The organism is Variovorax sp. FW305-3-2-15-B-LB1 (genome assembly GCF_058787635.1).
The window spans coordinates 33636-60057 of sequence record NZ_JBYSZY010000037.1 but is presented as its reverse complement, the minus strand read 5'-3'; the positions used below and the strand labels follow the sequence as shown (position 1 = coordinate 60057).

Here is a 26422-nt window from a genome sequence, read left to right as displayed (position 1 = left end):
GGCGGGGTGGGTGGCTGCGGCGGTCAGGGCTTGAGTTCGAGCTTGATTTCGCCGAGCTCTTCCTTGCCGGCTGCGACCGGTTGCGCGGCCGCAGTGGGCGGCCACTGGAACGGGATGGTCACGACCTCGCGGCCGCCGACTTCACGGGCGGCTTCCACCACCAGCTTGTAGGCGCCGGGGGCGAGCTTGGGCATCGCGCCCGTGCCTTCGGTGAAGCTCAGCTGGTGCTTGCCGGCGGGCTTGGAGGCGCCGGTCACGCCATCGACCGGCACCGCCAGTTCACGGCCGCCGCGGCGCCACCACTGGCGCATGTCCTTGAGCCACTTGGTGCCTTCGCCCTCGGGGTTGTTGGTCTTGGTGCGCACGTCGTACCAGACGGCCAGCGTGCCGGCCATCGTGCTGTCGGCGCGTTCGATCCAGGTCGCCACGTAGGGACGGTGGTACTCCGACACGTTGAGCCGGGGAATCTCGATATTGACCGACAGGCCGGCAGCGATGGCCGGGGCCGCGAACAGCGCCGACATGGCGATCGGCGCGAGCGAGTAGCGAAGGTGCATGGGAAAACCTCTTTCTTCCTGAATCAGCAAAGACGACGCACGGGCCGATCCGTCGATCGGATCGGTCAGTGAATGAACAGCAACGCGAGCAGCACCGGCACCACCAGCCCCATGCCCACCATGGGCCAGGTGAAGGGGCGGTTGCCCGCGTGCATCTTGAGAATGAACAGCCCGGTGACCGAGAAGACCAGCGTGGCGGCCGCGAAGATGTCGATGAACCAACTCCAGGCGGTGCCGGTGTTGCGGCCCTTGTGCAGGTCGTTGAAGTAGGAGAGCCAGCCGCGGTCGGTGCGCTCGTATTCGACCTCGCCCTCGGTCAGGCTCAGGCGCAGCCAGGCGTCGCCGCCTGGGCGGGGGAGCGAGAGGTAGATTTCGTCGTCGGACCACTCGGCCTCGCGGCCGGCGGTGTCGATGTCCCATTGCTTGCGCAGCCAGGCTTGCAGTTCGGCGGGCAGCGGGGCCTTGCCCTGCTGGGCCTTGGCGGCCGGCAGCTGCTGTTCGAGGCGGGCGCGCAGCGCGTCGTCGACCGTGCCGTTGTGCGTGGTGACGACCGGCTTGGCTTCGATCTGGCCGGCATGGTTGAGTGTGAAGCCCGTGAGGCTGAACAGGATCATCCCGACGAGACAGATGGCGGAACTGACCCAATGCCACTCGTGGAGGGTCTTGAGCCAATAGGCGCGGCGGCGGTTGTCGGAACGGGCGGGGGCAGTCATCGAAAGCGCGAATTGTAGTCGCGCGAATGAGAATGACTGCTATTCAGTGGCTATGAAGTTAAGTAAAGAGCAATAAAAAACGGGGCCGAAGCCCCGTTTGTTTGCAATGCCGTGGCAGCGTTGCGTTGTGCTTACTCGAGCTCGCCCACTTGCAACTGCAGGTAGTTCTGCAGGCCGACGCGGTCGATCAGGTCGATCTGCGTCTCGAGGAAGTCGATGTGCTCTTCGGTGTCGTCCAGGATCTCCTGCAGCAGGTCGCGCGAGACATAGTCGCGCACCGATTCGCAATGCGCGATGCCATCCTTGATGGTCGCTTGCGCGCCGGTTTCGGCGCCGAGGTCGCAGCGCAGCAGTTCGGGCACGTCTTCGCCGATGTTCAGCTTGCCCAGGTCCTGCAGGTTGGGCAGGCCGTCGAGCATGAAGATGCGGTCCATGAGCTTGTCGGCGTGCTTCATCTCGCCGATGGATTCCTCGTATTCCTTCTTTGCCAGCTTGTCCAGGCCCCAGTGCTTGAGCATGCGGTAGTGGAGGAAGTACTGGTTGATGGCAGTCAGCTCGTTCTTGAGCTGCGCCTGCAGGTGTTCGATGACTTTGGGGTCGCCCTTCATGATTATTTTCCTTGTTCTGAAAGCGGTGATTGTCGGAGGGGCGAACACACGCTTGCAAGCAAACCCATGCTGCGCCGGTCTGCATGCGTGTGATGGTGATACACGTTCGTATTGACCTGGCGCAAGGCGACGCGCGAGGCGATGGCAAACATAGCGGGTTCCAATACTTTCAATAGTTGATATCTATCAAAAACGATATATTGGTAGTTATACTCATGGCTCACGCTTATTTTTCCAACCGCAGCATCCAAGGAATCACATGTCCCTGATCAACACCGCAGTCCAACCTTTCAAGACCCAGGCTTACCTCAACGGCAAGTTCATCGATGTGTCCGACGAGACGCTCAAGGGCAAGTGGTCTGTGCTGATCTTCATGCCGGCGGCCTTCACCTTCAACTGCCCGACCGAAGTCGAAGACGCGGCCGACCACTATCCCGAGTTCCAGAAGCTGGGTGCCGAGGTCTACATCGTGACCACCGACACGCACTTCTCGCACAAGGTCTGGCACGACACGTCGCCGGCCGTCGGCAAGGCCAAGTTCCCCCTGGTGGGCGACCCGACCCACACGCTGACCAACGCGTTCGGCGTGCACATCCCCGAAGAAGGCCTGGCACTGCGCGGCACCTTCGTGATCAACCCCGACGGCATCATCAAGACCGCCGAAGTGCACTCCAACGAAATCGCCCGCGACGTCAAGGAAACCCTGCGCAAGCTCAAGGCAGCGGTCTACACCGCCGAGCACCCGAACGAAGTCTGCCCGGCCAAGTGGAATGACGGCGACAAGACCATCGCTCCGTCGTTCGACCTCGTCGGCAAGATCTAAGCGCCCTGCGCAAAGCCCGGGCGCTCACGAGGCCCCGGGCTTTTTTGTCCCCAGTTGATAGTTTCCAGTTATCGAAAGAGAGTCCGCCATGCTTGACGCCAGCACCAAAGCCCAATTGAAGAGTTACCTCGAACGCGCCACGCAGCCGATCGAGATCGTTGCCTCGCTCGACGACAGCAAGGCTTCGGGCGAAATGCTGTCGCTGCTGAAGGACGTTGCCGAAGTCTCGCCGCTGGTCACGCTGACCGAAAGCCGCGACGACAACCACCGCAAGCCCTCGTTCTCGGTCAACCGCCCGAGCGAAAACCACGGCCCGCGCTTTGCCGGCCTGCCGATGGGCCATGAATTCACGTCGCTGATCCTTGCGCTGCTGCAGATCGGCGGCTACCCCCCGAAGGTCGAGCAGGCCGTGCTCGACCAGATCAAGGCGCTCGACGGTGATTTCGAGTTCGAGATCTACGTCTCGCTCACCTGCCACAACTGCCCCGACGTGGTCCAGGCGCTGAACTTGATGGCCATCCAGAACCCGCGCATCCGCACCACGATGATCGAGGGCGGCACCTTCCAGGACGAAGTGAAGGAACGCCAGATCATGGCCGTGCCGACCGTGTTCCTGAACGGCACCGAGTTCGGCCAGGGCCGCATGAGCCTGGAAGAAATCCTCGCCAAGATCGACACCAGCGGCGTCGAGCGCGAAGCCGCGAAGATCGCCGCCAAGGATGCGTTCGACGTGCTGATCGTCGGCGGTGGCCCCGCCGGTGCCGCAGCCGCCGTGTATGCCGCGCGCAAGGGCATCCGCACGGGTGTCGCCTCGGAGCGCTTCGGCGGCCAGGTGCTCGACACGCTGGGCATCGAGAACTTCATCTCGATCAAGGAAACCGAAGGACCGAAGTTCGCCCACGCCCTCGAAGAGCATGTGCGCGACTACGACGTCGACATCATGAACCTGCAGCGCGCCAAGGCACTGGTGCCGGGCAAGGACCTCATCGAGGTGCAGCTCGAAAGCGGCGCGTCGCTCAAGAGCAAGACCGTCATCATCTCGACCGGTGCCCGCTGGCGCAACATCAACGTGCCCGGCGAGCACGAGTTCAAGAACAAGGGCGTGGCCTACTGCCCGCACTGCGACGGCCCGCTGTTCAAGGGCAAGCGCGTCGCGGTGATCGGCGGCGGCAACTCGGGCGTCGAGGCGGCGATCGACCTGGCCGGCATCGTCGGCCACGTGACGCTGATCGAGTTCGACACGCAACTGCGCGCCGACGCCGTGCTGCAGCGCAAGCTCAAGAGCCTGAAGAACGTCGACATCTTCACCAACGCGCAGACCACCGAGATCACCGGCGACCAGAAGGTCAACGGGCTGGTCTACAAGGACCGCGCATCGGGCGAGCTGAAGAAGGTCGAGCTCGAAGGCGTGTTCATCCAGATCGGCCTGGTGCCCAACACCGACTGGCTCAAGGGCACGGTCGAGCTGACGAAGCACGGCGAGATTGTTGTCGACGCGCGCGGCCAGACCTCGGTGCCCGGCGTGTTCGCGGCGGGTGACGTCACCACGGTGCCGTTCAAGCAGATCATCATCGCGGCCGGCGACGGCGCGAAGGCGGCGCTCGGTGCGTTCGACCACCTGATCCGCACGACGGCCCCTGCGTGAGTAAGTCTTAAGTGTCTGAAGTTGTGAAGATGAGAATTATTCTCATACAATAAAAACACGGGCACACCGCTGCCCCTCATTGCCAGCCAGGTCACTCGCGCAAGCCTTTGCGCCTCAAGGTCCAGCAAGCAGTTCTTCAACTGTTTTCTGGACCTTTTTCGTGGCCGCTCATTTCCCTCGACCGTCTTCCCACCGACCTGCGCTGCTGCCCTGGCTGATCGCTTCTGCCTTCGGCATGGCCGCCGCGCCTGCGTGGTCCCAGCAACTCGCGGCGCTCGGCGAAGTGGTGGTGAGCGGATCCCGCTCGGAGCAGGGCAGGGACGACCTGCCGCTGAGCATCGAGGTCATCAACCGCCAGGACATCGAGAGCAAGCAGATCCACGACATCCGCGATGCCGTGCGCGACCTGCCCAACGTGTCGGTCAAGCGTTCGCCGGCGCGCTTCGGGTTGGCGCAGGGCAACACCGGGCGCGACAGCAACGCGGGCTTCAACATCCGCGGCCTCGACGGCAACCGCGTGCTGCTGCTGGCCGACGGCATCCGCACGCCGCGCAGCTACGTGTTCAGCGCCAATGCGTTCGGCCGCGACTACTTCGACATCAGCCTCGTCGAGCGCATCGAGATCATCAAGGGCCCGGCCTCGGCGCTGTACGGCTCGGACGGCCTGGCCGGGCTGGTCAACTTCATCACCCGCGAGCCCTCGTCCTTCCTGCGCGAGGGCAAGATCTTCGGCGGCAGCGCGAACATCGGCTACAGCGGCGAAGACAACGGCGTGCGCGGCGGCGTCACGCTCGCGGGCAAGGCGAACGACGTGCTCGAGTGGCTGGTGTCCGCCAACCTGGGACGCGCCAGCGAACTCGAGAACCGGGGCTCGCTCAACGTGCCCAACCTCGACCGCACCACGCCCAATCCGCAGCGCGACCAGACCCGTTCGCTGCTGGCCAAGGCCATCCTCACGCCCAACGCCGACCAGCGCCACGCCTTCACCTTCGAGCACGTCGAGAAGAGCAGCCGCTACAACCTGCTGTCGGGCGTCGCCAAGCCGCCGTATGCATCCACCTCGGTGATCGGCCTCAATGCCAAGACCGACCTCGACCGCGATCGCCTGACCTACGAAGGCCGGCTGCGCCTGAACAGCGTCGTGGCCGACAACCTGCTCGCTGTCGTGAGCTACCAGAAGGCCGGCTCGCGCGAGTACATCTACGAAGACCGCTTCACCGCGGCCGACCGCACGCGCGACGTCACCTACGACGAGAACACCTGGCAGTTCGGCCTGCAGGCCGACAAGACGATCCGCATGGGCAGCTGGGCCCAGAAGATCACCTACGGCCTGGACTACACGCGCACCAACGTCGAGAACCTGCAGACCGGCCTCGTGCCGCCGGCCGGCGAGAGCTACCCGCTCAAGCGCTTTCCCGACACGCGCGAAACCTCGACGGCTTTCTACGTGCAGGACGAGTTCATCCACGACCGCTGGAGCATCACGCCCGGCATCCGCTTCGACCGCTTCTCGCTCGATGCGAAGCAGGCGGGCTTCAACGCGCAGGCCGTGTCGCTGTCGGGCTCGGCCGTGTCGCCCAAGCTGGGCGTGCTGTTCCGCGCCACGCCGCAGTTCAGCGTGTACGGCAACTACGCCTCGGGCTTCAAGGCGCCCAACGCGTTCCAGGTGAACAACTTCTTCGAGAACGTGATCTCGGGCTACAAGACGATCCCGAACCCGAACCTCAAGCCCGAGAAGAGCCAGAACATCGAGCTGGGCGTGCGCGGGCGCACGGGCATCCTGAGCTTCGACGTGGCCGCCTTCACAGGCGACTACAAGGACCTCATCGAGAACGACAAGCTCGTGGGCGGGCGCGGCATTCCGCGCATCGACCCGCTGATCTACCAGACCGTCAACGTCGGGCGCGCGCGCATCAGCGGCTTCGAGATCAAGGGCGAGCTCGATTTCACCGAGAACGGCAACGGCTTCTCCGTGCCCTTCGCCTACGGCCGCACGCAGGGCCGCGACCGCACCAACAACCGGCCGCTCAATTCGATTGATCCGCAGAAGTTCAGCGCCGGACTCAAGTACCAGGCGCCGGCCTGGAGCGTGCGCCTCGATGCGGTTCATCATGGCGCCAAGGAGTGGGAAGACGTCGATCGCAGCGAAGTGACCACGGGCCTGCAGTTCCGCACGCCGGCGGCCACCACGCTGGACATCAGCGCGCAGTGGCGCATCCGCAAGGACCTGCGCCTGAACGCGTCGGTGACCAACCTCACCAACAAGCGCTACTGGATGTGGAGCGATGTGCGCGGCGTGACGACCACCTCGGCCATCCGCGACGCCTACACCCAGCCGGGCCGCAGCTTCAACGTCTCGCTCGTGGCGGACTTCTGAGCCGCACCGCCACTTCTCTCCAAACAAAAGGACACCCGATGAATGCCGAAGACATCCGCACCCGTTTCGCCGAACAGCGCGCCAAGGGCATGCGCCACAAGGACGCGGCCGCGGCCATGGGCCTGAGCGAAGGCGCCGCCATTGCGGCACACACGGGCGCGCACGACAAGGCGCTGCGCGCCACGCGGCTGAAGGGCTCGTGGGTCGAGCTGCTGCAAGCCTTGGAGCTGTGCGGCCCCGTGCTGGCGCTCACGCGCAACGAGACCACGGTGCACGAGAAGACCGGCGTCTACGAGAAGGTGTCCGGCAGCGACGCGATGGGGCTCGCGCTGGGCGAGGTCATCGACCTGCGCCTGTTCTTCAGCCGCTGGCTTGCGGGCTTCGCGGTCAGCGAGGCGGCGGCCAATGCCGGCGTGCCGCCGTCGCTGAGCCTGCAGTTCTTCAACCCGCAGGGCGTGGCGGTGCACAAGATCTTCGTGCGCGACGCGACCGATCGCGATGCGTTCCAGTCGGTCATCGACACCTACACCGCCGCGCCCGACGAACCCGTGCAGTTCGCGCCCGCCGAGAAGAAGGCGGCGCCGCGCGACGACAGCGCCATCGATGCGATCGCGCTGGCCGACGCCTGGCGCGGCATGCAGGACACGCACGAATTCTTCGGCCTGCTCAACAAGTTCGACGTGGAGCGCCAGCAGAGCTTTCGCCTCACCGAAGGCGAGTTCACGCAGCGGGCCGAAACGGGCGCGGTGCGCGAGCTGCTGGTCGAGGCTTCGTTCGACGGCACGCCGATCATGGTGTTCGTCGGCAGCCCCGGCTGCATCCAGATCCACTCCGGGCCGGTCGTGCGCATCGAGCCGATGGAGATGCACGGCATGCAGTGGCTCAACGTGCTCGACCCCGGCTTCAACCTGCACCTGCGCGAAGACCGCATCGCGAGCGTGTGGATCGTCCAGAAGCCGACCAGCGACGGCATCGTGACCTCGGTGGAGGCTTTCGATGGCGAGGGCGAGCTGATGGCGATGTTCTTCGGTGCGCGCAAGCCCGGCGTGCCTGAGCGCGCGGAGTGGCGCCAGATCGTGGCCAAGCTCTCGCGCCTGGCCACTTCTGAGGTGCAAGCGCGATGAGCGTCGAGACCATTCCGGGCGTGGTCGAGATCAAGGCCTTCGTGCCGGCGAAGGACTTCGCGCTCTCCATCGCCTTCTACCAGGACCTGGGCTTCACGCTGGCCTCGAACGAGGACGGCATTGCGTACTTCTTCTGTGGCGAGAGCAGCTTCCTGCTGCAGGACTTCTACGTCCAGACCCATGCAGAGAATTTCATGATGCATCTGCTCGTCGATGACGCGCTGGCCTGGTGGGACCGCGTGCAGGCGCAGCGGCTGACCGAACGCTACGTGGTGCAGGCCACGCCGCCGGCCGAGCGTCCGTGGGGCATGGTCGATTTCACGCTGACCGACCCGAGCGGCGTGCTCTGGCGCATCGCGCACAACATTCCCCGGCGCGGCTGACGCGCGTCTTTCCCTTTCGCTGTCCGTGATCCCATGACTGAACAACGAGATCTCTCTTTTCTTTCTTCTTCCGTGCCGCGTCGCCGTGATGCGCTGCGCCTGCTGTCTGCTGCAGCGCTCGGTGCGAGCGCATGGCCGGCGTTCGCACAAGACGGCAAGCGCCTGCCGCGGCTGGTCACGGTCAGCGGTGCGATCACCGAGGTGGTCTATGCGCTCGGCGCCGAAGGCCAGCTGGTCGGCACCGACACGACCAGCCTGTTTCCCGCTGCGGCGCGTGCCACGCCCAAGGTGGGCTACATGCGTCAGCTGTCGGCCGAGGGCCTGCTCTCGCTGAAGCCCGACGCGATCATCGCGACCAACGAATCGGGCCCGACCGTCGTGCTCGACCAGATTCGCACGGCCGGCGTGAAGGTCGAGATCATCGAGGCCGATCACACCTGGGCCGAAGTGCAGCGCAAGGTGCAGGCCGTGGGCCGCGCCGCTGCGAAGGAGGCGCAGGCGCGCGAACTGCAGGCCCGGCTCGATGCCGAATGGGCGCAGGTGCTGCAGCGCATCGGCGGCGCGAAGGGGCGCAAGCCGAAGGTGCTGTTCGTGCTGTCGCACAGCGCGAGCCCGCAGGTGTCCGGCGAGAAGACCGCGGCGCATGCGGTGATCGGCTTTGCGGGCGGCGTGAATGCGCTGGGCGGTTTCAACGGCTACCGGCCGATGACGGCCGAGGCCATGGCCAGTGCGGCGCCCGACATCATCCTCACGAGCACGCAGAGCATCGAGGCGCACGGCGGCGTCGAGCGGTTCTGGCAGCGGCCCGAGCTGGCGCTCACGCCGGCGTACAAGAAGCGTGCGCTGATCACGCAGGACGCCTTGCTGCTGCTGGGCTTCGGCCCGCGCCTGCCGGCCGCCATCGGCGAGTTGCACGACAAGTTCCGGGCCGCGCTCGCATGAGCCAGCGCTTCGGGGCGCGTGCCGTGCTTTGCGGCAGCGCGGTGCTGCTCGTCGCGGCCCTCGCGGTGGGCGCCGTGTCGGGTGCCTACGCCATCAGTCTTTCGCAGCTCTGGAATGTGTTGACCTCGCTGGGGCAGGGTGCAAGCGGCCAGTCGCCCGAGCACCTCGTGTTCCTCAACATCCGCTTGCCGCGCCTGGTTCTCGGCGTGGCGGCGGGTGCGGGGCTCGGCATGGCGGGCACGCTGATGCAGGGGCTGTTCCGCAATCCGCTGGCCGACCCGGGGCTGATCGGCATCAGCAGCGGCGCGGCGCTGGCGGCCGGCATCACCATCGTGCTGGGCGCCTCGTTCTGGCCGATGCTGCCGCGCACGCTCGGCAGCTGGACGCTGGTGCTCATGGCTTTCGGCGGTGGCTTCGTCGTGACCTTGCTGATCTACGGCCTGTCGCGCAGCGAAGGCGGCACGCGCATGGCGCTGATGCTGCTGGCGGGCATCGCGATCAACGCGCTGGCCGGCGCCGGCCTCGGCCTGCTGAGCGTGATGGCGACCGACGAGCAGCTGCGCAGCCTGCAGTTCTGGCTGCTGGGCAGTCTGGGCGGCGCGCGCTGGAGCGCGGTCATCCTGGTGGGCGTGGCGGTGTTGCTCTCGTGCTGGGCTGCGGCGTCGCTCGCTTCGCCCCTGAACGCCATCGCGCTCGGCGAGGCGCAGGCGGCGCTGCTCGGCGTGGACGTGGAACGCACCAAGCGACGTGCCGTGGTCATCACCGCGGTGGCGGTGGGCGCGGTGACGGCCACGACTGGGATCATCGGTTTCATCGGCCTGATCGCGCCGCATTGGGTGCGCATGGTGGCCGGGCCCGACCACCGCGTCGTGCTGCCGGCCTCGGCGCTGCTGGGCGCGGCGCTGGTGCTCGCGGCCGACACGGTGGCGCGCACCGTGATGGCGCCGGCCGAGCTGCCGCTGGGCGTGCTCACGGCCTTCATCGGCGTGCCGATGTTCCTCTTGATGCTGCGGCATTTCAGGGGGCGCATATGACGACGGCGAGGGGACACGGGGCGCTGGCGTGCGCCAGCGTCGAGGTGCGCATCGGCGCCAAGACGTTGCTGGCGAATGCATCGGTCGAACTGGCGCCGGGCCGCGTGACCGCGATCCTCGGCCCGAACGGCGCGGGCAAGTCGACGCTGCTGTCGGTGCTGGCCGGCCAGCGCGAGCCGACGCAGGGCAGGGCGACGCTCGACGGCCGGCCGCTGTCAGACCACGGCATGCCCACGCTGGCATTGCGCCGGGCCCTGATGCCGCAGGAAAGCGCGGTCGCCTTCGACTTCACGGCGCAGGACATCGTCGCGCTCGGCCGCTACCCGCACCGCCGCGCGCCGACCCGCGACGAGGACGCGATCATGGCCGAGGCGATGGCCCTGACCGACGTCACGGCGCTGGCGCCGCGCATCCTCAACACGCTGTCGGGCGGCGAGAAGGCGCGGGTCCACCTGGCGCGGGCGCTGGCCCAGCTCTGGCATCCGCGCCCCGATGGCGCGAGTCGCTGGCTGCTGCTCGACGAGCCGACCGCCGCGCTCGACCTTGCGCACCAGCATTCGGCGATGCGCCTGCTGCGCGCCTGGGCGGCGCGGGGCGTGGGTGTGGTGGCCGTGCTGCACGACCTGAACCTGGCGCGGCGCTATGCCGACGAAGTGGTGGTGCTGGGCGCGCCCGGCGGCTTGCGCCAGGGGGCGACCGCCGAGGTGCTACGGCCCGCGCTGATCGAGGCCGTCTGGCGCATGCCCTGCCAGCCGGTGACCGGCGCGGACGGCGTCACGCAGTATCTGTTCGGATAGTCCGTCGGGCGGGCGGTGATTGCTACTGAAAAGATAGCAAATCAGTAGACCAACCGCTCCGGCCGCAGCTCCTGCAGGATCGTGGTGGCGATTTCCTCGATCGACTTGGTGGTCGTCGAAAGCCAGCGGATGCCGGCGCGCCGCATCATGGCCTCGGCCTCGCTGATTTCGTGGCGGCAGTTCTCGAGGCTGGCGTAGCGCGAGTTGGGCCGGCGTTCGTTGCGGATCTCGCTCAGCCGCTCGGGCTGGATCGTCAGGCCGAAGATCTTCTTGCGGTGCGGGCTCAGCGCCGGCGGGAGCTGGCGGCGGTCGAAGTCTTCGGGAATCAGCGGGTAATTGGCCGCCTTCAGGCCGTGCTGCATCGCCAGGTAGAGCGAAGTGGGCGTCTTGCCGCTGCGGCTCACGCCGACCAGGATCACGTCGGCGCCTTCCAGGTCTCGGTGGCTCTGGCCGTCGTCGTGCTGCAGGCTGAAGTCGATGGCCGCGATGCGGTCGTTGTAGGCCTTGCTCTTGCTGACGTCGCTGAAGCGGCCGATGCGGTGGTTCGACTTCATGGCCAGCTCGATTTCCAGCGGCCGCACGAAGGTGCCGAACATGTCCAGCAGCATGCCCTTGCAGCCGGTTTCGATCACGCCCAGCACGTCCATGTTGGCCAGTGTGGTGAAGACGATGGGCCGAACGCCCTCGACCTCGGCCGTGTGGTTGATCTGCCGCACCGCCTGGTGCGCCTTGTCGACCGTGTCGGTGAACGGCAGCCGCACGTGGCGCGGCTTCATCTCGAACTGGGCCAGAACGGCATTGCCGAAGGTTTCGGCGGTGATGCCGGTGCCGTCGGAGACGAAGAAAACGGTGCGTGTATGCATGGTGTTGCTTTTGCGGCGGAGTCCTGCGGCGCGCGCGACCTGCCACGCCTACAATCCGGGCCATTATCGGGAATCCGCTTTCCCAACCCCCTCGAATTCTTTCCATGCACACCGCGACCGCACCCAAAGCAACGACAACGATCGTGCTGCGCCGTCTGCATGCAGCGCCGGTTTCAACTTCTGGAGCTTCCCCATGTCTGCACTTTTCGAGGCGACCGCACTGGTCGTGCCATTTGAAAACCTGAGGATGACCGACGTCGAGTCGGTTGGCGGCAAGAACGCCAGCCTCGGCGAAATGATCTCGCAGCTGCCACAGGGCGTGCGCGTGCCGACCGGTTTTGCGACCACGGCCCACGCGTTCCGCCAGTTCCTGGCGCACGACGGCCTGGCCGACAAGATCAGCAAGCGCCTGGCCGCGCTGGACACCGAAGACGTGCGCGCCCTGGCCGCGGCCGGCGCCGAAATCCGTGCCATGGTCGAGGCCCAGCCGTTCCCGGCCGATCTGCAAAAAGCCATCGGCGAGGCCTTTGCCACGCTGAGCGCCGGCAACCCTGCCGCCTCGTTCGCCGTGCGCTCCTCGGCCACCGCCGAAGACCTGCCCGACGCCTCGTTCGCCGGCCAGCAGGAAACCTTCCTGAACGTGGTCGGCATCGACGACGTGCTGCACAAGATGAAGGAGGTGTTCGCCTCCCTGTACAACGACCGCGCCATCAGCTACCGCGTGCACAAGGGCTTCGAGCACGACGTGGTCGCGCTGTCGGCCGGCGTGCAGCGCATGGTGCGCTCCGACCTCGGCGCCGCCGGCGTGATGTTCACCATCGACACCGAGTCGGGCTTCGACCAGGTCGTGTTCATCACTTCGAGCTATGGCCTGGGCGAGACGGTGGTGCAGGGCTCGGTGAATCCCGACGAGTTCTACGTGCACAAGCCGACCCTCAAGGCCGGCAAGAAGGCCGTCATCCGCCGCAACCTCGGCTCCAAGCTGATCCAGATGGAGTTCGCCACGCCCGAAGAAAAGAAGGCGAGCGGCAAGCTGGTCAAGACCACCGACGTCAAGGCCGAGCAGCGCAACCGCTACTCGCTCAGCGACGCCGACGTGGAGCAGCTGGCCCGCTACGCGCTGGTGATCGAAGAGCACTACGGCCGCCCGATGGACATCGAGTGGGGCAAGGACGGCACCGACGGCCACCTCTACATCCTGCAGGCGCGTCCCGAAACGGTGAAGAGCCAGCAGCAGGGCAAGGCCGAGCAGCGCTACAAGCTGCTGGGCAAGGGCGCCGTGCTGGCCGAAGGCCGTGCCATCGGCCAGAAGATCGGCACCGGTGCCGTGCGCATCGTGCACAACATCAGCGAGATGGACCAGGTGCAGGCCGGCGACGTGCTCGTCACCGACATGACCGACCCCAACTGGGAACCGGTGATGAAGCGCGCCGCCGCCATCGTCACCAACCGCGGCGGTCGCACCTGCCACGCGGCCATCATCGCGCGCGAACTCGGCATTCCGGCCGTGGTCGGCTGCGGCGACGCCACCGACCTGCTCAAGGACGGCACGCTCGTCACCGTGAGCTGCGCCGAGGGCGACACCGGCTTCATCTACGACGGCCTGCTCGAGACCGAAGTGACCGAAGTGCAGCGCGGCGTGATGCCCGAGATCGATCTGAAGATCATGATGAACGTGGGCAACCCCCAGCTCGCCTTCGACTTCGCGCAGCTGCCGAACCACGGCGTGGGCCTGGCGCGCCTGGAGTTCATCATCAACAACAACATCGGCGTGCACCCGAAGGCGATCCTCGACTACCCGAACGTCGACAACGACCTGAAGAAGGCTGTCGAGTCGGTGGCCCGCGGGCATGCCTCGCCGCGCGCGTTCTACGTCGACAAGGTGACCGAGGGCGTGGCGACCATCGCCGCCGCGTTCTGGCCCAAGCCCGTCATCGTGCGTCTCTCGGACTTCAAGTCGAACGAGTACCGCAAGCTGATCGGCGGCAGCCGCTACGAGCCCGAAGAAGAAAACCCGATGCTGGGCTTCCGCGGTGCCGCGCGCTACCTGAGCGCCGACTTCGGCGAGGCCTTTGCCATGGAGTGCGAGGCGCTCAAGCGCGTGCGCAACGACATGGGCCTGACCAACGTGCAGATCATGGTGCCCTTCGTGCGCACGCTGGGCCAGGCCGAGCGCGTGACCACGCTGCTGGGCGAGCACGGCCTCAAGCGCGGCGAGAACGCGCTCAAGCTGATCATGATGTGCGAAGTGCCGAGCAATGCGGTGCTGCCGGAAGAGTTCCTGAAGTTCTTCGACGGCTTCTCGATCGGTTCGAACGACCTGACCCAGCTCACGCTGGGCCTGGACCGCGACTCCGGCCTCGAGCTGCTGGCGGCCGACTTCGACGAGCGCGACCCGGCCATCAAGGCGCTGCTGAGCCGCGTCATCAAGGCCTGCAAGGCCGAAGGCAAGTACGTCGGCATCTGCGGCCAGGGCCCCAGCGACCACCCCGACTTCGCGCTGTGGCTGGCGGAGCAGGGCATCGAATCGATCTCGCTGAACCCGGACAGCGTGATCGACACCTGGCAGCAACTGGCCCAAAGAGGCTGAGTCCGCGCGCGGCGGGCATGCACCGCCGCGTGACGCAACGCGGCGAATGGCGGAAATCCCCATGGGGGATTCCCCCCGTGCCTGCCCGTGCAAATGAAACAAAGTGCGTTTCCGGTGTCAGACTCGTGACATTCGCAGGCGGCGCAATCCGGCTGCCTGCCTGAGGTGATGCGGGCCCGTCAGGGCCTGTGTCAGCACTTCGCCGGAGACCCCCATGATTCTTGTCAAGACGGAAGCCGGACAGCAGGTCCTCAAGGACCGCTCGGTGCCGTTGACGCCGCGCCAGCGCTCGGCCTTCATCCAGTTCGACGGCAAGCGCTCAATCGACGACGTGCTGGCCTCGGGCCTGGGCATCGGGCGCGAGGAGGTCGATCAGATGGTCGCGCTGGGCCTGCTGGCGCCTCTGGCCGGCCAGCCGCCAGCCGTGGCGCCCGCGGTTTCGGCGGCCCCGGCGCCTGCTGCACCTTCCGGCCGCAGCCGGCAGCAGCGCTACAAGGACGCGTATCCGATTGCCACCCAGCTGACCGGCGGCCTGGGCCTGATGGGCTTCCGGCTCAACCTCCAGGTCGAAGGCACGACCAGCTACGAAGACCTCCTGGCACTTGCGCCCAAGATCCGCGCCGCCGTTGGCGCGGAGAAGGCGGCTGCCCTCGACAAGGCCCTCAACGACTGAGGTGTCTTGCCGGATTGCGCAACACAGGGCTATAATCGCCGGCTTTGCCTTGCCATACCGCGCCCGACGCTGCGGGTGGCTTTTCCTCTTCCACGGAAGAATCCACAAGGAGTGCCATGCGTCACTACGAAATCATCTTGCTCATCCACCCGGATCAGAGCGAACAAGTTCCGGCCATGCTGGAGCGTTACAAGGGCCTGATCACGGCCGGCGGCGGCAAGGTCCACCGCGTTGAAGACTGGGGCCGCCGTCAGCTGGCTTACCAGATCAACAAGCTCAACAAGGCCCACTACCTGTGCGTCAACATCGAAGCTGAACAAGCCGTGATGGGCGAACTGGAACACGCGTTCAAGTTCAACGATGCCGTGCTGCGTCACCTGACCGTTCAGAAGAAGAAGGCCGACACCGGTCCTTCGTCGATGATGAAGACGGTCGAGCGCGAAGAGGCCCGCAAGGCCCAGCAGGCCGAATACGCCGCCAACAACAACTGATGGCGTGACGGCTGCCGCTGCGGCGACCGGGGTCAACCAGCTTCTGCTGACCGCCTCTGTCGCCGAACTCGGAACCCTGCGATACACGCCAGCCGGCCTGCCCGCCCTCGATCTGAAGCTCGACCATGAGTCGACGCTCCAGGAGGCGGGAAAGCCCCGGCAGGTGAAGACGGCCCTCAAGGCCGTTGCGTTCGGCGCCATCGCCGAGCGGCTCGCAGCGCAGTCGATGGGAAGTCTCTGGCGATTCCAGGGGTTTCTCGCGACACCGGGCAACGGCAAGCATCCGGTCCTGCACATCCAGGATTTTCAGCAAGATTAATTTTCGACAAGAGGTCCCCCAATGGCCACGTTCAAGAAATTCAACAAAGACAAGCGCCCGAAGCGCAACACCCAGTCGCTGCTGTTCAAGCGCAAGCGCTTCTGCCGTTTCACCGTCGCTGGCGTCGAAGAAATCGACTACAAGGACATCGACACGCTGCGTGACTTCATCAGCGAAAACGGCAAGATCATCCCCGCACGCCTGACCGGCACGCGCGCGATCTACCAGCGTCAGCTGAACACCGCCATCAAGCGCGCGCGCTTCCTGGCCATGGTGCCGTACAGCGACCAGCACCGCGTCTAAGAAGGAGCACACACCATGCAAATCATTCTTCTGGACAAGGTTCTGAACGTCGGCGGCCTGGGCGACATCGTCAAGGTCAAGGACGGCTACGCACGCAACTTCCTGATCCCCTCGGGCCGCGCTCGTCGCGCCACCGCTGCCAACAAGGCCGAATTCGAAGCCAAGCGCGTCGAACTCGAAAAGGCTGCGGCCGCCAAGCTGGCCGAGTCGCAAGCCCAGGGCGAGAAGCTCGCTGGCTCGACCGTCAAGCTGACCCAAAAGGCTGGCGTGGACGGCCGTCTGTTCGGTTCGGTCACCAACGGCGACATCGCCGAAGAGCTGAACAAGCAGGGCTACAAGGTTGCCAAGTCGCAAGTGCGTCTGCCGAACGGCCCGATCAAGGTCGTTGGCGACAACACCGTGAGCGTCTCGCTGCACACCGACGTGGTCGTCGAGATCACCGTCACGGTCTACGGCGAAACCGCCTGATCGTTCACAGCGCCCGGTGCGCTGACGCAAGAAAGCCGCCTTCGGGCGGCTTTTTCTTTTCTGCGCGCGAGTTGTCCACCTCGCCGCACCGGAAGTTCACTGTTTATTAACAACCTTGTCCACACACGCCGTGCCCTGCGCGGCTTAGCATGCAGGGTTGCAAGGGAAGTCCATGTCCGCCGTTTTCTCCTATGCCGACAATGATTCGTCGGCCGACCGCCAGATCGCGCAACTGCGCATTCCGCCTCACTCCATCGAGGCCGAATCCAGCGTGCTGGGGGGCTTGCTGCTGGACAACGGCGCCTGGGACCGCATGGGCGACCTGCTGGTCGACGGCGACTTCTACCGCCATGAGCACAAGCTGATCTACGCGGCCATCGGCGGGCTGATCAATGCCAGCAAGCCGGCCGACGTGATCACGGTCTTCGAGCAGCTGCAGAACCTCGGCAAGGCCGACGACATCGGCGGGCTGGTCTACCTGAACTCGCTCGCGCAGTACGTGCCGAGCGCGAGCAACATCCGGCGCTACGCCGAGATCGTGCGCGAGCGCTCCATCCTGCGCAAGCTCGTGACCGCCGCCGACGAGATCGCGACCAACGCCTTCAATCCGCAGGGCAAGCCGGTCGACAAGATCCTGGACGAAGCCGAACAGAAGATCTTCAACATCGGCGAAGAAGGCACGCGGATGAAGCAGGGCTTCCAGAGCATGGATTCCCTGGTGGTCGAACTGCTCGACCGCGTGACCGAGATGGCCGAGAACCCGAACGACATCACGGGCGTGCGCACCGGCTTCAACGACTTCGACAAGATGACCTCGGGCTTGCAGCCGGGCGACATGATCGTGCTGGCCGCGCGTCCATCGATGGGCAAGACCTCGCTGGCGATCAACATCGCCGAGCACGTGGCGCTCGAAGAGGGGCTGCCGGTGGCGGTGTTCTCGATGGAAATGGGCGCTGCCCAGCTGGCGGTGCGTATCGTGGGCTCCATCGGCCGCATCGACCAGGGCCACCTGCGCACCGGCAAGCTCAGCGACGAGGAGTGGCCGCGCCTGACCGAGGCCATCGAGAAGCTGCGCACGGTGTCGCTGCACATCGACGAGACGCCGGGCCTTTCGTCCAGCGAACTGCGCGCCAATGCGCGCCGGCTGGCGCGCCAGTACGGGCGCCTGGGGCTGATCGTGGTCGACTACCTGCAGCTCATGTCCACCAGCAGCTCGGGCGACGAGAACCGCGCCACGGCCGTGGGCGAAATCTCGCGCGGCCTAAAGATGCTGGCCAAGGAACTGAAGTGCCCGGTGATCGCGCTGTCGCAGCTCAGCCGCGGCGTGGAAGCGCGTACCGACAAGCGCCCCATGATGAGCGACTTGCGCGAATCCGGCGCCATCGAGCAGGACGCGGACATCATCATGTTCATCTACCGCGACGACTACTACAACAAGGAGTCGAAGGAGCCGGGCGTGGCCGAGGTGATCATCAGCAAGCACCGGAACGGCCCGACCGGCACGGTGAAGCTGGCCTTCCTGAAGCCGATCACCAAGTTCGAGAACCTCGTCGGCTACAGCAACAACGACGAGTACTGACCGCAGGGCAACTCGTCAGCCGGCATCGCCGCCGGGCTCGGACGTCGAGGCCGGCGGCTTCTGCTCCCACACCTTGTGGCGCTGTGCCTCGGCCTTCACCTGCCGCAGCAGGTCGGCCAGCGTCTTGCCTGGCTCGTCCTGGAAGCGCGTGGTGAGCACCTCCACCGCCTCCATGCGGTCGACCCGGAAGCCGCGGAAATCGTTGCGCAACTCGCACCACGTCGAGAGCGTCCAGACCTTGCCCCAATAGAAGCAGCCCAGCGGCCGCACCGTGCGCTCGCTGGCGTCGCCCGAGACGTCGCGGTAGTGCAGCCGCAGCTTCTGGTGCGCCTGCACGGCCTCGCGCAGCGTCTGCAGCCGGGTGCGCAGGGCGTCGTCGAGGCCGAGCGCGGGTGCATACAGCGCCAGCGCTTCGGCCGACACGCGCGCCGCCGGTGGCAGCACCGACAGGATCTTTCCCAGGCCCGTCTCGATGTTGCGCGCCATCGCGGGATCGACCCAGCTCTGGGTCATGCGTGCGGCGGCCACGAGTGCCGATGCCTCGTCCTGCGTGAACATCAGCGGCGGCAGCTCGAAGCCCGCGCCGAGCCGATAGCCGACGCCGGCCTCGCCCTCGATCGGCACGCCCTGGTGCTGCAGGTCGGCCACGTCGCGGTACACCGTGCGCTCGGACACCTCCAGGCGCTGCGCCAGGAAGGCGGCCGTGGTGAGCCGGCGGCCGCGGATGAGCTGCACGAGTTGGAAGAGGCGGTCGGCGCGGCGCATCAACGCGTTCCGACGAGCTTCCTGGCGAAGTCCTCGACAAAGTAGCGCTTGCCGCGCTGGACCACCGTGTGGCCTTCGGCCTCGAGGCGCGACATCTGGGCCTCGATGCCACCCGGGTACTTCGGGTTGAGCTCGCCGCCGATCTTGAGCGTGCGCCAGTACGGCGTGCCTGGCGCGCGGCCGGCGCCGGTCGTCATGGCTTCCTCGGTGGCGTGGGCCACCATGTGGGCGAAGATGGCCGTGGTCACGGTGCAGCCGATGGTGGCCTGGTGGCGCGCCGCGATGTCTTCGCCGATACCGAGCACGGTCGCGAGCCGGCCTTCGGGCACGCCGCGCATGGCCTCCTCGACTTCAGCGGGCGAGGGCGTGGCGATGGTGCCCTCGCCATGCCGCGCGCGCATGGCCGGGGGAATGGCCTTCACGTTCGGCAGGTTCGGGTAGCCGGCCAGCCTGTCGCGCCAGCCCTTGCGTGTGCTCATGAGACTCCGATGTGGATCGCCACTGCGTCCGGCCCCTCGTAGGCTTCGAAATCGCTGCGGTAGCGGCGAACGATTTCCGGGTGCGCCTCGAAATACTGCCAGATGCGCTGCCAGGTGGCGATCACCATCTGCGGCATCTCGCCGCGGCCGGTGAACACGAGGTAGTCGCCGGCTTCGATGGCGACGCTGTTGGCGCCATCCGAGACGGCCACGCCGGCCGTCATGTCGAAGGCGCCGTGCGCGTCCGATTCGTAGGCGGAGTAGACGCTGAAGATGCGCGTGTCGCTGGTGCGGTGCGGCGTCGACTCGTAGGTCTGTTCGCCGAAGAAGCGGTTCCACAGCGCGCCGATGCGTGCGGTGGCGGGGTCGATCTCTTCGCGGTTGGTGGTGCGTACCGTGAGGCCGGCGACGCGGAAGGCGTCGTGGGGTTGGCGGATGGGGTCCATGCGTTGTTTCTCCGGAAGTGGCGGATGAGGAGGGCGAAAGCGCTCAAAACAGGAGCGCCTTCGGTTCGGCCTTCATCGTCTGCGCGATCAGTTTCATGTCGATGTCGGTGATGTCGAACAGGCCGAAGCGGAACTTGTAGCCCCATTGCTTCGGGGTTTCGATGAAGGCAAGGCGTTCGATCAGCGGGGCGATGGGCGCCTCGTGCGCGGCGACATAGGCCACGTCGCGGCGCCACGGGACGAAGCCGTTGCCCATGTCGAACTCGTAGGGGTCGCCAGGCTGGACGATGCCCAGCGCCACGAAGCTTTGCAGCTTGTCCGTGCCGCCGAACACCGTGGCCGGTGCGTAGTAAGCCACGCGGTCGCCCGCCGCCACGCGCTTGAGTGGCGCGAGCTTGCCGTGGCCCACCTGCATGAACCCGAGCGGCCGGTGGTCCCGGCCGCGCCGGGCGTGCTCGGCGCTGGCGACCGCAATCCAGTTGCGTTGTGCCATGGTGTCTCAGGCCGGGGCGTGCAGGCCGACTTCGTTGCCTTCGGTGTCGCGCAGGTGGGCGATGAAGCCCATGCCCGGCGGCAGCGCGGACTTGGGCGCCACGATCTGCCCGCCGGCCGCTTCGACGCGCGAGAGCACAGCATCGATGCTGGGCATGCAGTCGAGGTAGACGCGGATGCCGCTGCCGGCCTGCGCACTGGTGTTGGCGCCGGGCTTCAGCGCGCCGCCGGTGGCGGGGTCGTCGTAGGGAAACACGGCCAGGGGGTTGCCGCCGAAGTCTTCGCGGCGCAGCTTGCGCGCGAGCACGGTTTCGTAGAAGGCCTGGGCGCGGTCCAGGTTGGCGACCGGAATCTCGAACCAGGTGATGGCATGGGTGGTCATGAAGTGCTCTCTTTCGTTCGTTGCGTTGGAAGGAGCCTGGATGGTGCGAGCCGCCTCCTGACAACGTCTTGTCAGTAGCCTGTCATGGCGGGCGAAAAAAAGCCCGCGATGCTCCGGGAGCATGCGCGGGCCGGTGTCGGTCAGAGCCGACGAATTTAGAGCACGTCGCTTGCGAAGTCGGCCAGTCGCGAGCGTTCGCCACGCGCCAGCGTGATGTGCCCGCCATGCGGCCAGCCCTTGAACTTGTCGACCGCGAAGGTCAGGCCCGACGAGCCTTCGGTGAGGTAGGGCGTGTCGATCTGCGCGAGGTTGCCCATGCAGATGATCTTCGTACCGGGGCCGGCGCGGGTGATCAGCGTCTTCATCTGCTTGGGCGTGAGGTTCTGCGCCTCGTCGATGATCACGTACTTGTTCAGGAAGGTCCGGCCGCGCATGAAGTTCATGCTCTTGACCTTGATGCGGCTGCGGATCAGCTCGTTGGTGGCCGCGCGGCCCCACTCGCCGGCACCGCCGCCGTCGCCCTTGGCCAGGAACTCGAGGTTGTCGTCGAGTGCGCCCATCCAGGGGCCCATCTTTTCTTCCTCGGTGCCGGGCAGGAAGCCGATGTCTTCACCCACGCTCACGGTGGCGCGGGTCATGATGATCTCGGTGTAGCGGCGGTCGTCGAGCACCTGCGTGAGGCCGGAGGCCAGCGCCATCAGCGTCTTGCCGGTGCCGGCCGTGCCGGTCAGCGTGACGAAGTCGATCTCGGGGTCCATCAGCAGGTTCATCGCGAAGTTCTGCTCGCGGTTGCGCGTGTTCACGCCCCAGACCGCGTTCTTGCCCGAGCTGTAGTCCTTGAGCGTCTTGAGCACCGCGGTCTTGTCGCGGATCTCGGTGACGCGCGCGTACATGCTCGGCTCGCCGGGCGCCTCGAAGAAGACGAACTGGTTGATGTAGAGGTTGGGCACCAGCGGACCGCTGATCCGGTAGAAGGTGTTGCTGCCGCTTTGCCAGCTTTCGACCGTCTTGCTCTGGCGGGTCCAGAAATCGGGCGGGAGCGCGAGCGAGCCGGCGTAGAGCAGGTCGCCGTCTTCCAGCGTCTTGTCGTTCTGGTAGTCGTCGGCAGCCAGGCCCAGCGCGCGCGCCTTGACGCGCATGTTGATGTCCTTGGACACCAGCACCACCTCCTGCTTCGGCTTGCCCGGGCGGTCCTTGGCGTACTCGTCGCGCAGCGCGTGCACGACGCCGAGGATCTGGTTGTCGGCCTTGCCCTGGGGCAGGCTGATCGGCAGCGAGTAATCGAGCGGGGCGGTCTGGAAGAAGAGGCGCCCGCCGGCTTCACGGTGGCCGGTGGTGTCGAGTTTCAGGCCCTTGTCGATGTCGGCGTCCTGCGCGGCGGCCAGCGCGTCGAGCGTGCGGCTGGTCTGGCGGCCGTTGCGCGCGACTTCGGTCGTGCCCTTCTTGTGGCCGTCGAGCTCTTCCAGCACGATCATCGGCAGGAAGATGTCGTGTTCCTCGAAGCGGAACAGGCACATCGGGTCGTGCAGCAGCACGTTCGTGTCGAGCACGAACAGCTTGGCGGGGCCGGTGGACTTGCGCTTGGGGCGTGCCGGCGCCTGCTGGGGCGCCGCGACGGGCGTGGCGGCTGCCGGGGCGGGCGTGGGCACGCGCGTCTCGACCTGCACCATCGCGGGTTGTTGCTGCTGCGGTGCGCTCACCGGTGCCGACGTGGGCGCCGGGGCGGGTGCAGCCTTGGTTTTCGAGCGGCGTGCCGGACGCGCTGGGCGTGCAGTGGGCGCATCGCCGCCGCCTTCCGTGCCGAGGTTGTCGAACAGCTCCAGCGGCTGCGGTCCGCTCTTGGCGGGGGCGTCGTCGCGCGAATCGCCGGAACGGCGCGAGTTTCTGTGCGAGGGACGGGCGGGTGCGTCGATCGCGTCCGGCGAGAGCAATGCGGCGCGTTTCGTGGGGGCGGGAGGCAATGGCATGGGTCAGGTCGCTCGCAAGGAAGAAAGAGGAGGGCCGGAAAACGAAAAAGCCGCCTGTAGACCCAGGCGGCTTCGTTCGGAGGATGCGGTCGTGGAGCTCAACGGCATGAGGCCATTATGCACACCGCAAAAGACGCACCAGAGGCTCTTTGCACGCCGCGTGGGGCAATTCCCACGACTTGATGCAAAAGCGCACGTCCGGTGCCTTGCGGCGCGATCAGGCGGCCTTCTTGAGTGCCTTGACGGCCTTGAGGACGTCTTCGACATGGCCTGGAACCTTGAGCCCGCGCCATTCGGCCTTCAGGATGCCGTCGGCGCCGATCAGGAAGGTGCTGCGCTCGATGCCCTTGACCTTCTTGCCGTACATGATCTTGTTCTTGACCACGCCGAACATGTGGCACATTTTTTCTTCGGTGTCGGCAATCAGTTCGAAGGGGAGTTCGAGCTTGGCCTTGAATTCGTCGTGCGACTTCATGTTGTCGCGCGACACGCCGAAGACCGTGGCACCGGCTTTTTCGAAGTCTTTGTAGTGGTCGCGGAACTGCATCGCTTCGGTCGTGCAACCCGGAGTGTTATCTTTCGGGTAAAAATACATGACCATGACGTGGCCGAGGTGCGAGGTGTTCGAAACCTTGATGCCGCCCGTGGCGTTGGCGTCGAATTCAGGAATGGGTTTGTTGACAACGATCGCCATGAAACTTGTTTTCTCCGTTAGATTCCGTTCTCCGAGCCCTCTCAGCCTTTTTCGGGCTTGCTCGATGAACGGAGGATTGGTCGTTGCTAACTTGGGGTAGCTGGCCGGTTCGCAACCCGGTATTTTACCTCGAAAACCCCTCTCTCAGCCACCCGCCGGGCTCTCGACGAGCAGGGCGGCGATGACGTGCCGGCCTTCGCCGGCCAGGATGTTGTAGGTGCGGCAGGCCGCCGGGGTGTCCATGGTCTCCACGCCGGTGCGTTGCGCCATCAGGGGCTGCAGCCAGGCCGGCTGGGGAAATCGGATGCGGTTGCCGCTGCCGAAAATGACCAATTCGGCGCCCAACGACGCCAATTGCGCGAATTGTTCGGGGCCCAGCTGGTCGAAACGCGTGCAATCCCAGGCAAAGCGTTCGCCACGCGAACCCACGACCACGCTGCCCTCCACCTTTTCGTTGTTGATCGCGACCCAGCCGGGGCCGTGTGCGGTGAGGGTCTGGACGTCGGATTTGTCGGGCTGGAGCTTCATCGGGGCACTGGGAACTGTGGTCAAATTATAGGTTTTCCCTAGTGACACGAGGCCCGCAGGGGCCTTTGACCTTCGAGTAAACCCGCCCGGGAGGGCCCCTTTGAAGCAGCTCAAGAAATCGGCCAAGCTGGCCAACGTCCTCTATGACATCCGCGGTCCCATCATGGACGCGGCCAAGCAGATGGAGGAAGAAGGCCAGAAGATCATCAAGCTCAACATCGGCAACCTGGCCGTGTTCGGCTTCGATGCGCCCGAGGAGATCCAGCAGGACATGATCCGCAACCTGCCGACCTCGGCGGGTTACTCGGACAGCAAGGGCGTTTTCGCGGCGCGCAAGGCCGTGATGCACGAGACCCAGAAGCAGGGCATCGCGGGCGTCACGCTCGACGACATCTACCTGGGCAACGGCGCCAGCGAGCTGATCGCCATGTCCACCAACGCGCTGCTCAACGACGGCGACGAGCTGCTGCTGCCGGCCCCCGACTACCCGCTGTGGACCGCTTCCACGAGCCTGTCGGGCGGCACGCCGGTGCACTACCTGTGCGACGAGGACAACGGCTGGATGCCGAACCTGGCCGACATCCGCGCCAAGATCACGCCGCGCACCAAGGGCATCGTGGTCATCAACCCGAACAACCCGACCGGTGCGCTGTATTCCGACGAGCTGCTCAAGAGCCTCGTCGAGATCGCCCGCGAGCACGGCCTCGTGATCTTCGCCGACGAGGTCTACGACAAGGTGCTGTACGACGGCGTCAAGCACACGGCCATCGCCAGCCTGTCGACCGACGTGCTCACGCTGACCTTCAATTCGCTGTCCAAGAGCTACCGCTCGTGCGGCTACCGCGCCGGCTGGCTCGTGGTGTCGGGCGACAAGCGCAGCGCACGCGACTACATCGAGGGCCTGAACATGCTCTCGAACATGCGCCTGTGCGCCAACGTGCCGGGCCAATGGGCCATCCAGACGGCGCTCGGCGGCTACCAGAGCATCAACGACCTCGTGTGCGAGGGTGGGCGCCTGCGCCGCCAGCGCGACTTGGCCTACGAGCTGATCACCGCCATCCCGGGCGTGAGCTGCGTCAAGCCCAGCGCCGCGCTCTACATGTTTCCCAAGCTCGATCCCGAGGTCTATCCGATCGCGGACGACCGCCAGTTCTTCCTCGAGCTGCTGAAGGAAACCCGCGTGATGCTGGTGCAGGGCACCGGCTTCAACTGGGCCACGCCGGACCACTTCCGCATCGTGTTCCTGCCCCATGAAGACGACTTGCGCGAGGCCATCAACCGCATCGCCAAGTTCCTGGAGCAGTACCGGTTGCGTCGCAAGACGGGACCATGAAATCCGCCTGCGTCGCTGTCGCGCTGTTGCTGGGCGCACTGTCTGTCGGCGCGGCCGGGAAGAATGAGCCCGTTTCGTTCTCGCACAACGACTGGGAACTGGTCTGCGACAACACGCTGACCTGCCGCGCCGCCGGCTACCAGGCGGACAGCGGGGAGCACCAGCAGGTGTCGATGCTGATCACCCGCGTGGCCGGGCCGAACACGGCCCTCGATATTCAACTGCAGATCGGCGATGACGGCAGTGCCAAGGGGCCGCTGCGCTTCAAGGTCGGCAAGGCCGCGCTGTCCGGTCTCGACGCGGGAACCGCCAGCTTCGACCAGGGCCAGATCCGCGCTGTGCTGCCCGAGCTGCTCAAGAACGATGACGCCACCGTCGCGGCCAACGGCGGCAAGAAGTGGACGCTGTCGCTCGCCGGCCTCAACGCCGTGCTGCTGAAAATGGACGAAACGCAGGGCCGCATCGGCACCCCGGGTGCGCTGGTGCGCAAGGGCGCCAAGCCCGAGTCTTCCGTACTGCCACCGGTGCCCATGCCCGTCGTCCATGTGGTCAAGCCGCCGAAGGCGCGGCCAGGCGACGACGCGCTGGCCGCGCGCATCTTTTCGTCGCTCGACCTGAAAGACGCGCGCGAGCGGTGCAACAACCAGGACCAGGTCAACGCCAAGTCGGTGGAGGTTCACCGCCTGAGCGACCGCAAGGTGCTCCTGGCGCTGGGCTGCGGCGTGGGCGCGTACAACTACACCACGCTGCTCTGGACCGCCAACGACAAGCCGCCCTATGCGCCCGTGTCGCTCGAGGCGAGCGGCGAGTTCGACGACAAGGACGCCAGCGTCACCTCTTCCATGAAGGGCCGCGGCATCGGCGATTGCTGGTCGAGCGAAACCTGGCACTTCAACGGCACGACCTTCGTGCGCACCGGTGCGAACGGCGACGGCATGTGCCGCGGCTTCGCGGGCGGCGCCTGGAGCCTGCCGCGCTACGTCAGCCGCCTCGTGGACGCCGCAGCACCGTCCCTCACCCCATCCAAACCATGAACGCGACCCCTCC

At 66.1% G+C, this 26422-nt stretch carries 29 protein-coding genes; 17 read left to right on the top strand and 12 right to left on the bottom strand.

From position 1 onward, the window contains the following. Positions 1-23 precede the first annotated feature (23 nt). From AC3WQR_RS21395 to bfr, 3 genes are all read right to left on the bottom strand, one after another. Complete coding sequence (locus AC3WQR_RS21395) at positions 24-557, bottom strand: DUF2271 domain-containing protein (RefSeq protein ID WP_139706084.1); 534 nt, start codon at positions 555-557, stop codon at positions 24-26. Between the two features lie 65 nt (positions 558-622). Continuing rightward, complete coding sequence (locus AC3WQR_RS21390) at positions 623-1270, bottom strand: PepSY-associated TM helix domain-containing protein (protein WP_492743473.1); 648 nt, start codon at positions 1268-1270, stop codon at positions 623-625. A gap of 131 nt (positions 1271-1401) precedes the next feature. Further along, positions 1402-1878 (bottom strand): bacterioferritin, encoded by a 477-nt coding sequence (gene bfr / locus AC3WQR_RS21385; protein ID WP_062473038.1) that lies wholly within the window; start codon positions 1876-1878, stop codon positions 1402-1404. 259 nt (positions 1879-2137) lie between these two features. Between bfr and ahpC the strand changes: the two genes are divergently transcribed. The 8 genes from ahpC to AC3WQR_RS21345 all read left to right on the top strand — a co-directional run bounded on the left by ahpC (position 2138) and on the right by AC3WQR_RS21345 (position 11003). Continuing rightward, entirely contained in the window at positions 2138-2701 is a 564-nt protein-coding gene (gene ahpC, locus AC3WQR_RS21380) for an alkyl hydroperoxide reductase subunit C (protein WP_062473036.1), read from the top strand. Between the two features lie 88 nt (positions 2702-2789). Beyond that, the gene (gene ahpF, locus AC3WQR_RS21375) at positions 2790-4346 is read left to right on the top strand and encodes an alkyl hydroperoxide reductase subunit F (RefSeq protein ID WP_062473035.1); all 1557 of its coding nucleotides are present in this window, start codon (positions 2790-2792) and stop codon (positions 4344-4346) included. Positions 4347-4506: 160 nt separating this feature from the next. Then, a complete protein-coding gene (locus AC3WQR_RS21370; RefSeq protein WP_492743471.1) occupies positions 4507-6723 on the top strand; it encodes a TonB-dependent hemoglobin/transferrin/lactoferrin family receptor in 2217 nt (738 codons plus the stop codon). 38 nt (positions 6724-6761) lie between these two features. Continuing rightward, complete coding sequence (locus tag AC3WQR_RS21365) at positions 6762-7847, top strand: hemin-degrading factor (RefSeq protein ID WP_492743469.1); 1086 nt, start codon at positions 6762-6764, stop codon at positions 7845-7847. Beyond that, entirely contained in the window at positions 7844-8230 is a 387-nt protein-coding gene (locus tag AC3WQR_RS21360) for a VOC family protein (protein WP_492743467.1), read from the top strand. The genes AC3WQR_RS21365 and AC3WQR_RS21360 overlap by 4 nt, the downstream gene beginning before the upstream one ends. A gap of 33 nt (positions 8231-8263) precedes the next feature. Then, on the top strand, positions 8264-9172 hold the full coding sequence (locus AC3WQR_RS21355) for a heme/hemin ABC transporter substrate-binding protein (protein ID WP_492743465.1): 909 nt from the start codon (positions 8264-8266) through the stop codon (positions 9170-9172). After that, positions 9169-10206 carry a FecCD family ABC transporter permease gene (locus AC3WQR_RS21350; protein WP_492743463.1) on the top strand — a complete coding sequence of 346 codons (1038 nt, stop codon included), beginning with the start codon at positions 9169-9171 and terminating at the stop codon, positions 10204-10206. The genes AC3WQR_RS21355 and AC3WQR_RS21350 overlap by 4 nt, the downstream gene beginning before the upstream one ends. After that, positions 10203-11003 (top strand): heme ABC transporter ATP-binding protein, encoded by an 801-nt coding sequence (locus AC3WQR_RS21345; protein ID WP_492743461.1) that lies wholly within the window; start codon positions 10203-10205, stop codon positions 11001-11003. The genes AC3WQR_RS21350 and AC3WQR_RS21345 overlap by 4 nt, the downstream gene beginning before the upstream one ends. A gap of 41 nt (positions 11004-11044) precedes the next feature. Here the strand turns inward: AC3WQR_RS21345 and ppsR are convergent, their stop codons facing one another. Continuing rightward, positions 11045-11866, bottom strand: a complete 822-nt coding sequence (gene ppsR / locus AC3WQR_RS21340; RefSeq protein ID WP_062473023.1) for a posphoenolpyruvate synthetase regulatory kinase/phosphorylase PpsR — start codon at positions 11864-11866, stop codon at positions 11045-11047. 193 nt (positions 11867-12059) lie between these two features. Here ppsR and ppsA point away from each other — a divergent pair, with 193 nt between their 5' ends. From ppsA to dnaB, 7 genes are all read left to right on the top strand, one after another. Beyond that, positions 12060-14456, top strand: a complete 2397-nt coding sequence (gene ppsA, locus AC3WQR_RS21335) for a phosphoenolpyruvate synthase (protein WP_062473021.1) — start codon at positions 12060-12062, stop codon at positions 14454-14456. Between the two features lie 214 nt (positions 14457-14670). Further along, entirely contained in the window at positions 14671-15129 is a 459-nt protein-coding gene (locus tag AC3WQR_RS21330; RefSeq protein ID WP_369647648.1) for a hypothetical protein, read from the top strand. A 116-nt stretch (positions 15130-15245) separates the two neighbouring features. Next, positions 15246-15620 carry a 30S ribosomal protein S6 gene (gene rpsF / locus AC3WQR_RS21325; RefSeq protein WP_062473016.1) on the top strand — a complete coding sequence of 125 codons (375 nt, stop codon included), beginning with the start codon at positions 15246-15248 and terminating at the stop codon, positions 15618-15620. 4 nt (positions 15621-15624) lie between these two features. After that, positions 15625-15939: a primosomal replication protein N gene (gene priB / locus AC3WQR_RS21320; RefSeq protein WP_062473014.1), complete on the top strand. Its 315-nt coding sequence runs from the start codon at positions 15625-15627 to the stop codon at positions 15937-15939. A 21-nt stretch (positions 15940-15960) separates the two neighbouring features. Continuing rightward, positions 15961-16242, top strand: a complete 282-nt coding sequence (gene rpsR / locus AC3WQR_RS21315) for a 30S ribosomal protein S18 (protein ID WP_007830781.1) — start codon at positions 15961-15963, stop codon at positions 16240-16242. A gap of 15 nt (positions 16243-16257) precedes the next feature. Next, positions 16258-16710 (top strand): 50S ribosomal protein L9, encoded by a 453-nt coding sequence (gene rplI / locus AC3WQR_RS21310; RefSeq protein WP_056583114.1) that lies wholly within the window; start codon positions 16258-16260, stop codon positions 16708-16710. 172 nt (positions 16711-16882) lie between these two features. Then, positions 16883-18289 carry a replicative DNA helicase gene (gene dnaB / locus AC3WQR_RS21305; RefSeq protein ID WP_062473012.1) on the top strand — a complete coding sequence of 469 codons (1407 nt, stop codon included), beginning with the start codon at positions 16883-16885 and terminating at the stop codon, positions 18287-18289. A gap of 15 nt (positions 18290-18304) precedes the next feature. On the opposite strand, the gene AC3WQR_RS21300 is transcribed toward dnaB, so the two are convergent. From AC3WQR_RS21300 to AC3WQR_RS21265, 8 genes are all read right to left on the bottom strand, one after another. Then, a complete protein-coding gene (locus AC3WQR_RS21300; protein WP_492743459.1) occupies positions 18305-19054 on the bottom strand; it encodes a helix-turn-helix transcriptional regulator in 750 nt (249 codons plus the stop codon). After that, complete coding sequence (locus AC3WQR_RS21295) at positions 19054-19533, bottom strand: MGMT family protein (protein WP_139706141.1); 480 nt, start codon at positions 19531-19533, stop codon at positions 19054-19056. The genes AC3WQR_RS21300 and AC3WQR_RS21295 overlap by 1 nt, the downstream gene beginning before the upstream one ends. Then, positions 19530-19979 carry a GyrI-like domain-containing protein gene (locus tag AC3WQR_RS21290; RefSeq protein ID WP_159272547.1) on the bottom strand — a complete coding sequence of 150 codons (450 nt, stop codon included), beginning with the start codon at positions 19977-19979 and terminating at the stop codon, positions 19530-19532. The genes AC3WQR_RS21295 and AC3WQR_RS21290 overlap by 4 nt, the downstream gene beginning before the upstream one ends. 43 nt (positions 19980-20022) lie before the next feature. After that, positions 20023-20472 carry an EVE domain-containing protein gene (locus tag AC3WQR_RS21285; RefSeq protein WP_070059600.1) on the bottom strand — a complete coding sequence of 150 codons (450 nt, stop codon included), beginning with the start codon at positions 20470-20472 and terminating at the stop codon, positions 20023-20025. A 6-nt stretch (positions 20473-20478) separates the two neighbouring features. Continuing rightward, the gene (locus AC3WQR_RS21280) at positions 20479-20853 is read right to left on the bottom strand and encodes a VOC family protein (RefSeq protein WP_062473002.1); all 375 of its coding nucleotides are present in this window, start codon (positions 20851-20853) and stop codon (positions 20479-20481) included. A gap of 155 nt (positions 20854-21008) precedes the next feature. Continuing rightward, positions 21009-22820, bottom strand: coding sequence for a PhoH family protein (locus tag AC3WQR_RS21275; protein ID WP_492743455.1), 1812 nt, complete (start codon positions 22818-22820; stop codon positions 21009-21011). Between the two features lie 217 nt (positions 22821-23037). After that, positions 23038-23514, bottom strand: coding sequence for a peroxiredoxin (locus tag AC3WQR_RS21270; RefSeq protein ID WP_062472998.1), 477 nt, complete (start codon positions 23512-23514; stop codon positions 23038-23040). Positions 23515-23658: 144 nt separating this feature from the next. Next, entirely contained in the window at positions 23659-24042 is a 384-nt protein-coding gene (locus tag AC3WQR_RS21265) for an Mth938-like domain-containing protein (protein WP_062472996.1), read from the bottom strand. A gap of 100 nt (positions 24043-24142) precedes the next feature. On the opposite strand from AC3WQR_RS21265, the gene AC3WQR_RS21260 reads away from it, so the two are divergent. Beyond that, positions 24143-25375, top strand: coding sequence for a pyridoxal phosphate-dependent aminotransferase (locus tag AC3WQR_RS21260; protein ID WP_095950778.1), 1233 nt, complete (start codon positions 24143-24145; stop codon positions 25373-25375). Then, the gene (locus tag AC3WQR_RS21255; protein ID WP_492743453.1) at positions 25372-26409 is read left to right on the top strand and encodes a DUF1176 domain-containing protein; all 1038 of its coding nucleotides are present in this window, start codon (positions 25372-25374) and stop codon (positions 26407-26409) included. The genes AC3WQR_RS21260 and AC3WQR_RS21255 overlap by 4 nt, the downstream gene beginning before the upstream one ends. Positions 26410-26422 lie beyond the last annotated feature (13 nt).

Bases quoted from the DNA above. Each gene is read 5' to 3' on its own strand.
- AC3WQR_RS21395 (WP_139706084.1), bottom strand. From the start codon at position 557: ATGCACCTTCGCTACTCGCTCGCGCCGATCGCCATGTCGGCGCTGTTC.
- AC3WQR_RS21390 (WP_492743473.1), bottom strand. From the start codon at position 1,270: ATGACTGCCCCCGCCCGTTCCGACAACCGCCGCCGCGCCTATTGGCTC.
- bfr (WP_062473038.1), bottom strand. From the start codon at position 1,878: ATGAAGGGCGACCCCAAAGTCATCGAACACCTGCAGGCGCAGCTCAAG.
- ahpC (WP_062473036.1), top strand. From the start codon at position 2,138: ATGTCCCTGATCAACACCGCAGTCCAACCTTTCAAGACCCAGGCTTAC.
- ahpF (WP_062473035.1), top strand. From the start codon at position 2,790: ATGCTTGACGCCAGCACCAAAGCCCAATTGAAGAGTTACCTCGAACGC.
- AC3WQR_RS21365 (WP_492743469.1), top strand. From the start codon at position 6,762: ATGAATGCCGAAGACATCCGCACCCGTTTCGCCGAACAGCGCGCCAAG.
- AC3WQR_RS21360 (WP_492743467.1), top strand. From the start codon at position 7,844: ATGAGCGTCGAGACCATTCCGGGCGTGGTCGAGATCAAGGCCTTCGTG.
- AC3WQR_RS21355 (WP_492743465.1), top strand. From the start codon at position 8,264: ATGACTGAACAACGAGATCTCTCTTTTCTTTCTTCTTCCGTGCCGCGT.
- AC3WQR_RS21350 (WP_492743463.1), top strand. From the start codon at position 9,169: ATGAGCCAGCGCTTCGGGGCGCGTGCCGTGCTTTGCGGCAGCGCGGTG.
- AC3WQR_RS21345 (WP_492743461.1), top strand. From the start codon at position 10,203: ATGACGACGGCGAGGGGACACGGGGCGCTGGCGTGCGCCAGCGTCGAG.
- ppsR (WP_062473023.1), bottom strand. From the start codon at position 11,866: ATGCATACACGCACCGTTTTCTTCGTCTCCGACGGCACCGGCATCACC.
- ppsA (WP_062473021.1), top strand. From the start codon at position 12,060: ATGTCTGCACTTTTCGAGGCGACCGCACTGGTCGTGCCATTTGAAAAC.
- AC3WQR_RS21330 (WP_369647648.1), top strand. From the start codon at position 14,671: ATGATTCTTGTCAAGACGGAAGCCGGACAGCAGGTCCTCAAGGACCGC.
- rpsF (WP_062473016.1), top strand. From the start codon at position 15,246: ATGCGTCACTACGAAATCATCTTGCTCATCCACCCGGATCAGAGCGAA.
- rpsR (WP_007830781.1), top strand. From the start codon at position 15,961: ATGGCCACGTTCAAGAAATTCAACAAAGACAAGCGCCCGAAGCGCAAC.
- rplI (WP_056583114.1), top strand. From the start codon at position 16,258: ATGCAAATCATTCTTCTGGACAAGGTTCTGAACGTCGGCGGCCTGGGC.
- dnaB (WP_062473012.1), top strand. From the start codon at position 16,883: ATGTCCGCCGTTTTCTCCTATGCCGACAATGATTCGTCGGCCGACCGC.
- AC3WQR_RS21300 (WP_492743459.1), bottom strand. From the start codon at position 19,054: ATGCGCCGCGCCGACCGCCTCTTCCAACTCGTGCAGCTCATCCGCGGC.
- AC3WQR_RS21295 (WP_139706141.1), bottom strand. From the start codon at position 19,533: ATGAGCACACGCAAGGGCTGGCGCGACAGGCTGGCCGGCTACCCGAAC.
- AC3WQR_RS21290 (WP_159272547.1), bottom strand. From the start codon at position 19,979: ATGGACCCCATCCGCCAACCCCACGACGCCTTCCGCGTCGCCGGCCTC.
- AC3WQR_RS21285 (WP_070059600.1), bottom strand. From the start codon at position 20,472: ATGGCACAACGCAACTGGATTGCGGTCGCCAGCGCCGAGCACGCCCGG.
- AC3WQR_RS21280 (WP_062473002.1), bottom strand. From the start codon at position 20,853: ATGACCACCCATGCCATCACCTGGTTCGAGATTCCGGTCGCCAACCTG.
- AC3WQR_RS21275 (WP_492743455.1), bottom strand. From the start codon at position 22,820: ATGCCATTGCCTCCCGCCCCCACGAAACGCGCCGCATTGCTCTCGCCG.
- AC3WQR_RS21270 (WP_062472998.1), bottom strand. From the start codon at position 23,514: ATGGCGATCGTTGTCAACAAACCCATTCCTGAATTCGACGCCAACGCC.
- AC3WQR_RS21265 (WP_062472996.1), bottom strand. From the start codon at position 24,042: ATGAAGCTCCAGCCCGACAAATCCGACGTCCAGACCCTCACCGCACAC.
- AC3WQR_RS21255 (WP_492743453.1), top strand. From the start codon at position 25,372: ATGAAATCCGCCTGCGTCGCTGTCGCGCTGTTGCTGGGCGCACTGTCT.